Annotated in this window: 8 protein-coding genes; 5 read left to right on the top strand and 3 right to left on the bottom strand. The window is 49.5% G+C overall.

Going from position 1 to position 6,405, the window contains the following annotated elements; translation table 11 throughout:
- Positions 1–1,095: 1,095 nt before the first annotated feature.
- The 5 genes from FHD67_RS19605 (at position 1,096) to FHD67_RS19585 (ending at position 4,627) form a co-directional block, all read left to right on the top strand.
- Positions 1,096–1,380: a BrnT family toxin gene (locus tag FHD67_RS19605; RefSeq protein ID WP_139599774.1), complete on the top strand. Its 285-nt coding sequence runs from the start codon at positions 1,096–1,098 to the stop codon at positions 1,378–1,380.
- Positions 1,364–1,627: a BrnA antitoxin family protein gene (locus FHD67_RS19600; protein ID WP_015061586.1), complete on the top strand. Its 264-nt coding sequence runs from the start codon at positions 1,364–1,366 to the stop codon at positions 1,625–1,627. Before FHD67_RS19605 ends, FHD67_RS19600 begins: the two co-directional genes overlap by 17 nt.
- A gap of 609 nt (positions 1,628–2,236) precedes the next feature.
- A complete protein-coding gene (locus FHD67_RS19595; RefSeq protein WP_139599773.1) occupies positions 2,237–2,911 on the top strand; it encodes a hypothetical protein in 675 nt (224 codons plus the stop codon).
- A gap of 2 nt (positions 2,912–2,913) precedes the next feature.
- Entirely contained in the window at positions 2,914–3,531 is a 618-nt protein-coding gene (locus FHD67_RS19590; protein WP_139599772.1) for a hypothetical protein, read from the top strand.
- Entirely contained in the window at positions 3,518–4,627 is a 1,110-nt protein-coding gene (locus FHD67_RS19585) for an MBL fold metallo-hydrolase (RefSeq protein ID WP_139599771.1), read from the top strand. Before FHD67_RS19590 ends, FHD67_RS19585 begins: the two co-directional genes overlap by 14 nt.
- 28 nt (positions 4,628–4,655) lie before the next feature.
- On the opposite strand, the gene FHD67_RS19580 is transcribed toward FHD67_RS19585, so the two are convergent.
- The 3 genes from FHD67_RS19580 to FHD67_RS19570 all read right to left on the bottom strand — a co-directional run.
- Entirely contained in the window at positions 4,656–4,973 is a 318-nt protein-coding gene (locus tag FHD67_RS19580; protein ID WP_139599770.1) for a hypothetical protein, read from the bottom strand.
- Positions 4,974–5,065: 92 nt separating this feature from the next.
- Positions 5,066–5,509, bottom strand: a complete 444-nt coding sequence (locus tag FHD67_RS19575) for a DNA-binding protein (RefSeq protein WP_139599769.1) — start codon at positions 5,507–5,509, stop codon at positions 5,066–5,068.
- Positions 5,510–5,607: 98 nt separating this feature from the next.
- Positions 5,608–6,405 (bottom strand): replication initiation protein (locus FHD67_RS19570; RefSeq protein WP_218062365.1); only part of this gene is annotated, 798 nt, incomplete at its 5' end.

Here is a 6,405-nt window from a genome sequence, read left to right as displayed (position 1 = left end):
CCCGGAACGTCTCGCAATAGGCTTGTCAGCCTGTGGATAACGCCCGGTTTTTCTCGCAGTTAACCCGGTTTTTCTCGCAGTTAACCCGGTTTTTCTCGCAGTTCAGCCTTATTTAATAATATAAATCAAATACTTAACGATACCAAAAACAAGACAAAAACAAGAAAAAAGGAACTTAGTACTGAGCGGAGAGGCAAATCGGCCTCTGGGATCGCCTGTGACAGACAACGGATTTGCTGAGGAACAGGCAGATAAGCTTCGCAAGAGGCCCGTAGAGCCCTGTAGAAGCCCGCGCAGGGCCTAGACATGCTCCGGGACGACAGGAGGCTAGTGAAAGGCAACAAGGGGCCTCTACGGCGCTCTACGGGGCTTTCAGTCGACCAATCCAAAAAACAGAGCCAAAGGAACGGCTGACGCTGACCATAGCGACATCATCAAGCGATCTGAAAGCAGGACAAGCATGTGACCTGCCATGGTGGAGAGATGGCCACCTCGCTGTGGCCCTGAGGCATGTAAACCTGCGCCGCTTTCTGCCACGCCTAGGTGATGAAGGAAGGGTGGGGGTGTAAGTTTGGCAAGAAATGCAAACGTAATTTTTTACACTCCCAACCCTCGGCACGCGCCGCAGCATTTGCACGCAAATGAGGGCTGAACATGGCGGGAAATGTGGAATGAATACGTCGCCGCTCGTTCGCCCTGCTTGTGCTGGCTTGAGCCCGCCCAGGGGCGAAGAACGGCGACGTGGGAAGCGAGCTATGATCTGAGCTGGTCATGACGACCGACGATGCCAAAGAGATGGGTCAGAAGCGGCGTCATCGAAGCATGGCAATCGCGTCCCTGGGACGCCGACGCGCTTCCATGCCGCGGAGATGCGTCTCGGCGATGACAGGGTTTGGGGAGGGGTGTTGCAGTTGCAGGATATGCGCAATGTCTACCAAAATTGCATTTTGGCCTTCCCGCTGTGTTTTGCCCCGTCCCTCCAGGACCATTTTCCGAGGCGTGGAACGGGCCAGCATCGGGGGCAATGCGATCCCCTTTCCAACATCGCTGGATCGCCCTACATTACGTTTGTGTAGACAGATGTAGATACGACGCATGAAGATTGCAGGCTTCGATTGGGACACGGGCAACTGGCCCAAATGCGGCAAGCATGGCCTGTCCCGAGCCGAGATCGAGGAGGTCTTCGCCCGGACGCCGGCGGTCCTGGCCGATCCGTTTGCCGAGGAGGCGCGGATGCGCGCCATCGGGACCACGGCCGCGGGGCGCCATGTCTTCGTGGTGTTCCAGCTCCGCGAGATCGACGGCCAGACGAAGCTGCGGCCGATCAGCGCCCGCTACATGCACCAGAAGGAGATCGCGCATTATGAACGCCCATCCTAAGCCCCTGCCACCCCTGACCAGCGATGCCGAGGCGGAAGACTTCGTCGAGACAGCGGATCTGTCCGAGTACGATCTGTCGGGGTTCACGCCCATGCGCTTCGAGATCGAGCCGAAGGCCGCTTCGCTGAACATGCGCCTGCCCGCCTCCCTCCTGGACGCGGTGAAGGCAAAGGCGAAGGCGAGCGGCATCCCCTACACCCGCTATGTGCGGATGCTGCTGGAGACGGACGTAGCGCGGCCCAAGTAGGTGCCCGGTCCGGCCTGGGCGCTTGCACCCGATGCGCACGGGCGCGCCATGCCAGGCACCGAGGATTTCATCCGCAATATTTCGAGGAGAGGATTATGGGTCTATGGGTTGCGATCGGGACGGCCATCGGCATCGGCATCGGTGCGGCCGTGGACAACATCAGCATGGGTGCTGCTTTAGGGGTTGCCGCAGGCGCTGCCCTAGGTGCCGTCCTCCCGAAAACAGACCGTGACCGCAACGGTGACAGGAAGCCCTGAATCAACCTCCGGCCTATGTCCCGCCCGTAACCGGTTTTATGCGGCAGCCCAAGATAGGGGGCGAGATCAGCGCAGGGTTGTCGAGTACATGGCCACCCAACAAGATATAGGGCGCTACAAAGTGAATTAACCGCAGCCCTACTTATCATTTAATTAATTAACTAATAAACTATATAAATTTATACTTTATATAATCCGCCTTAAATTGATTAAGTAGAACTTGAAAAGTTTCAAATGCAAAAAACTGAAACGGTTTTTACTTGCGATATGCGTACCAAAGTGCAATTTTTGGGCAAGTTTGCATCGCGTGTCCTGACGGCCCTGCTTCGTCACCAGCAGATATAGGAACACTATGATAATCGCACCAGAAATTTCTGGAACTTCCATTGTTATCGTTGGCAATCATAATCCAGCTATTTTTCACCCTTCTTGGCTGTTCAAGCATGGCGTTGAAACAGAAGTAGATGAAGAACTAATAAACATAGAAGTTTGTCATAGTGAATTAACTAGATTTTCTATTGGCGAAACCTTCTATCACATTGATAAAGACAGATTTCAGATATCAACTGTAAGTGCACCTTGGATTCAAATTTCCGACAAAGTATCGATGATATTTTTGGAAATTCTAACGCATACGCCAGGCACTGCTGTCGGAATTAATAGAGATATACACTTTCGAGTAGGAAGTTCTCGAAAGCGAACTGAAATTGGCCGAATTCTTGCTCCAATTGAACCGTGGGGACATTTTGGAGAAGAAATGAATAAGGAAGGTGGAGAGACTGGAGGAATGCTTAGCCTTTCAATGCGAGCATCGGAAGCCAACGACAGATATCATATAGCTAAGAATATTAAAATAGAGCCGTCTGTAAAAATAGAGGGCGATGATGGAATATATATGCAGGCAAATTTTCATTTTAGCCCCATTGGTGAGCCGAGCATGGCGGATGTTATCGGTGTGCTAAATGAAAACTTCCAAAATGGAATAAATGAGTCTGAAAGAATTTTTGACTACATAATGGGTATGTAAGCATGCGATCCAATGCAGAACAGTCTATTTTTGACTACCGCTTAGATAGCGCTAAATATACAGGCAACAGTGAATCTTTTGAAAAGATAAGCAAAGAATACACTTTGCATATATCTCACGCTATTCAAGAGAGAAAAATGGAAGTTCAGGGGTCGAGCTCAAGCAATATTAAACAATTGCGTCGAAGCTCAACCGTCGAAAGAAAAGATCTATTAGATGAAATAGCTTCTCCAGCTGAACGTCAGCCGAACTTGTTGACGAGAAAAAGCAGACTATTTTCTAGTTTTACTCCAAATTACGAATGGGAAGGTTACGTAGTTCACGTTGATAGTGAAAAATTTGTTGTGAATCTGTCGGACGTTCATGATGAGGAGGGATCAGTTACAGATCAAGCAGAATTTGATTTGAAAGAACTTCCAGAAGCAGACCAACGTCGAATTGAAACCGGTTCTATAGTTAGATGGTTGGTAGGACTGGAAATTTTACCTAATGACCAAAGGCAACGCGTTTCTAGAGTTCATCTAAGAAGGCTTCCAGTATTTACGAAGCATGACGTTGATAGTGCCCTTGAGGAGGCTATGAGTATTCTCCAAGGGATGGAAATGGATGACGCATCCTGATCAAGATAAAATTCAGGTCATAGTTTTTGGTCCTGGATTTGGCGAATGCATATTGATCCATATCGGAGATCATGGCTGGATTATTATAGACTCGTGCCTCAACGATGATAAAGAACCGGCTGGCTTGTCTTATTTGTCATCAATTGGAGTTGATGTAGAAAACAATATAAAGCTGATCGTAGCAACCCACTGGCATGATGACCATATAAAGGGTCTATTTAAAACGTTAGAGGTAGCAAAATCGGCGAATTTTGCTATGTCTTCTGCCATGAGTCATCAAGAATTTTTAGCTTTTCTTATTGCTCATGACCGACAGCCCAACATGAGAATTGGGCGTGGTGGAACAGAAATAATCAAATGTCTAAGACTGATGAAAAGCCGTGGGAAAGTCCCAAAGTTTGTCGTCCAGGACAGACTTATTGAATCATGGGATATTGGAAAAATATCTCACGGTAAACGAGTTGAGCTTTTGGCTTTATCTCCATCCGATGCTCAGCTTGCTGACACTCTTGCGGACGCAAGTAAATTTTTGAGAGACAACAGCACTGAGAACTCAGCTAAAAATTTGCCAAAAAAACGGATTTCGTCAGAAAATAAAAATAATCTCTCTATAGCTGCACTGCTAGTAGTTGGAGATATAGGAATACTTTTTGGTGCTGATGTTGAGGAGCGAAACATAGAAAATTACGGATGGAAGAATATTGTTACGAACAGAAAAGATAGAGCCCCAAGCCCTTTTATCTTCAAAGTTGCTCATCACGGGTCTCAAGGAGCTCACTTAGATCAAGTTTGGGATGATTTTCTGGAAGCAAAACCGATTTCTATAGTTACGCCTTGGAAATTAGGGGGGAACTTTCTTCCTAAGGCGGAGGATATACAAAGAATAAAAGAAAGGTCTTCATTTGCTTACATTACTAGTTCAGAAATCATCCCTTTAAAGAGAAGATATGATAGAGAAGTTCTCAAAGATATTCAAAGGTCTGGCGTTTCTTTAACATCAATCCAATATAAATGCGGCTCTGTAAGCATCACCGTTAATCCAGATTCTGGGGTGGTTGAAGAAACGGTTCTTACTAATACAGCTAAATTAATATAATATATTCATTATTTTTTATATATATATTTTAGAAGAGCCACCATTTTTTAGATTTTATTTTCTGCCCAAGTTCGCTTGAAGATCGTTGATCTACTAAGAGACTAGTTGCCTGTTGGCGCCACCGGTCGCGGTCTTCCTTTAAGTCGGAAATTTGACCGGCCCGCTCCTCTAGGAGTTCAGATTGGGCCTCTACCCGTTCACGCAACACAGTCAGTTCCTGTTCCAAAGTAGCCGCTTGGCTCTTGCGTTGCTCTTGCAAAGGTCTTGCGTCACTTTGCATTTGAGGTTTGCGCAAGTCTTGCACACTTAAAAGTAAAGCTCGGTGCAGTTCGGATGCATCAGGCACCAGATGCATCTTTCTGGGCGGATATTTTCCCGGATTTTATGGCACGTGTGATGGTGGCGGTGTTCTTTCCCGTCGCTTGCGCTGCCTGACCTTCAGCCGAACAGCCGTTTCCAGAAGCCTTTGGGTGGCTGCACGACCGGCTGATCAGGTTGGGGGGCAGGCTCAGTGACGGGCTGAGGAACGGGCCGCTGGTCCGCCAAGAGCGCGGTCGCCTGCTGCCGCCAGCGGTCTCGATCCTCGCGCAGATCGGCGATCACGGTATCCCGATCAGTTAACCGCTCCTGCACTGCCTCAAGACGTGCCTGTAACTCTTTGACAGAGGGGGTGTTTTCCAGCGTTTGGGAAACTGTTTGCGGTGTTCGGTCTTGGTTCCCGTCAACTGTTTTAGGGTATACCCGATGCAACTCCGCCGCCTCAATCCTAAAGACGCCGGTATCCTGCTTAACCGCCGATAGCCTGCCGGATTTTATGGCCTTTGAAATTGTCGCTTTGGACTTTCCACTGGCTTTCGCAGCCTCTCCAAGGGTGTAAGCCACGGGGTTTCCTATCGTTCGGGGTCAATGCCATATCCACCGTTTACTCGGCCCCGTCGAATTGCAAGACGTCCTGACAGCCCTATGCGGCATTTGCCCATTCACAGCGCCAGTTTCATCTGGCTGGCACTTTCGAAGGTGAAGCATAGACGGTCGATTTTGCGGCCCCGGCGGATAGGCTCGACCGCTGCAGTGATGTTGGTTTTCGCCGCTAGTTCTGCCAGCGCCGGGTCGATTACAAAGCGGCGGGCATCATTGAAGTTGCGACGGTAGCTTTTCGGAGTTTCCATGATGGCGTGGAAGCGGTCCATGTCTACTTCCCAAATACCGGTTTCCCGGAAGCGTTCGAGGTTTTCGAACAGCCGCCAGCTATAGGTCGACCGAAGCGCCGCAGCCTTTGAGAGCTGATAGGTTGTGAAGTGCTTTTTGAGCTGAACAAGGAATTGCGCGATCTCCGGAGCGAAGGCCAAAGCGACCTCTCCATCACCGTTCTTGTAGCTGATCGAGGTGATCCAGCGCATTTTGATCACCTCGGTCTTCTGGCCGTTGGGGCCGTAATGTTCGATATGCCGGATATAGCGGTTGAACAAGTTTTCCTGAGCGTCTCGCAACTGCTCATAGGCCGTGGTTGGGTCCAGTCCGAACTGTTCGGCAAAGTCCACGGCCGAGATCCTGACAGGCTTTCCAGGCAGGGCGACCGCCTTGGGCGACAGCTTCGCGACTGCCATGGCTACCAGCCGCTTCTCACCAAGGTTCAGACCATGCGACGCGCTTATCAGCGTGTTGTGCATCGTAACGTTACCGCCGACGGGCAGCTTTATGGCAGGAGTATCTTTGCGCGGTCGAGCCATTGCGAGACGTTCCGGGTATATGCGAGAGCTATTTTTGTTCTCGCATAT

Origin of the sequence: Paracoccus haeundaensis, from assembly GCF_006239215.1 — a bacterium.
GTDB classification, from domain to species: domain Bacteria; phylum Pseudomonadota; class Alphaproteobacteria; order Rhodobacterales; family Rhodobacteraceae; genus Paracoccus; species Paracoccus marcusii.
This window is presented reverse-complemented; position numbering and strand designations above follow the sequence as displayed.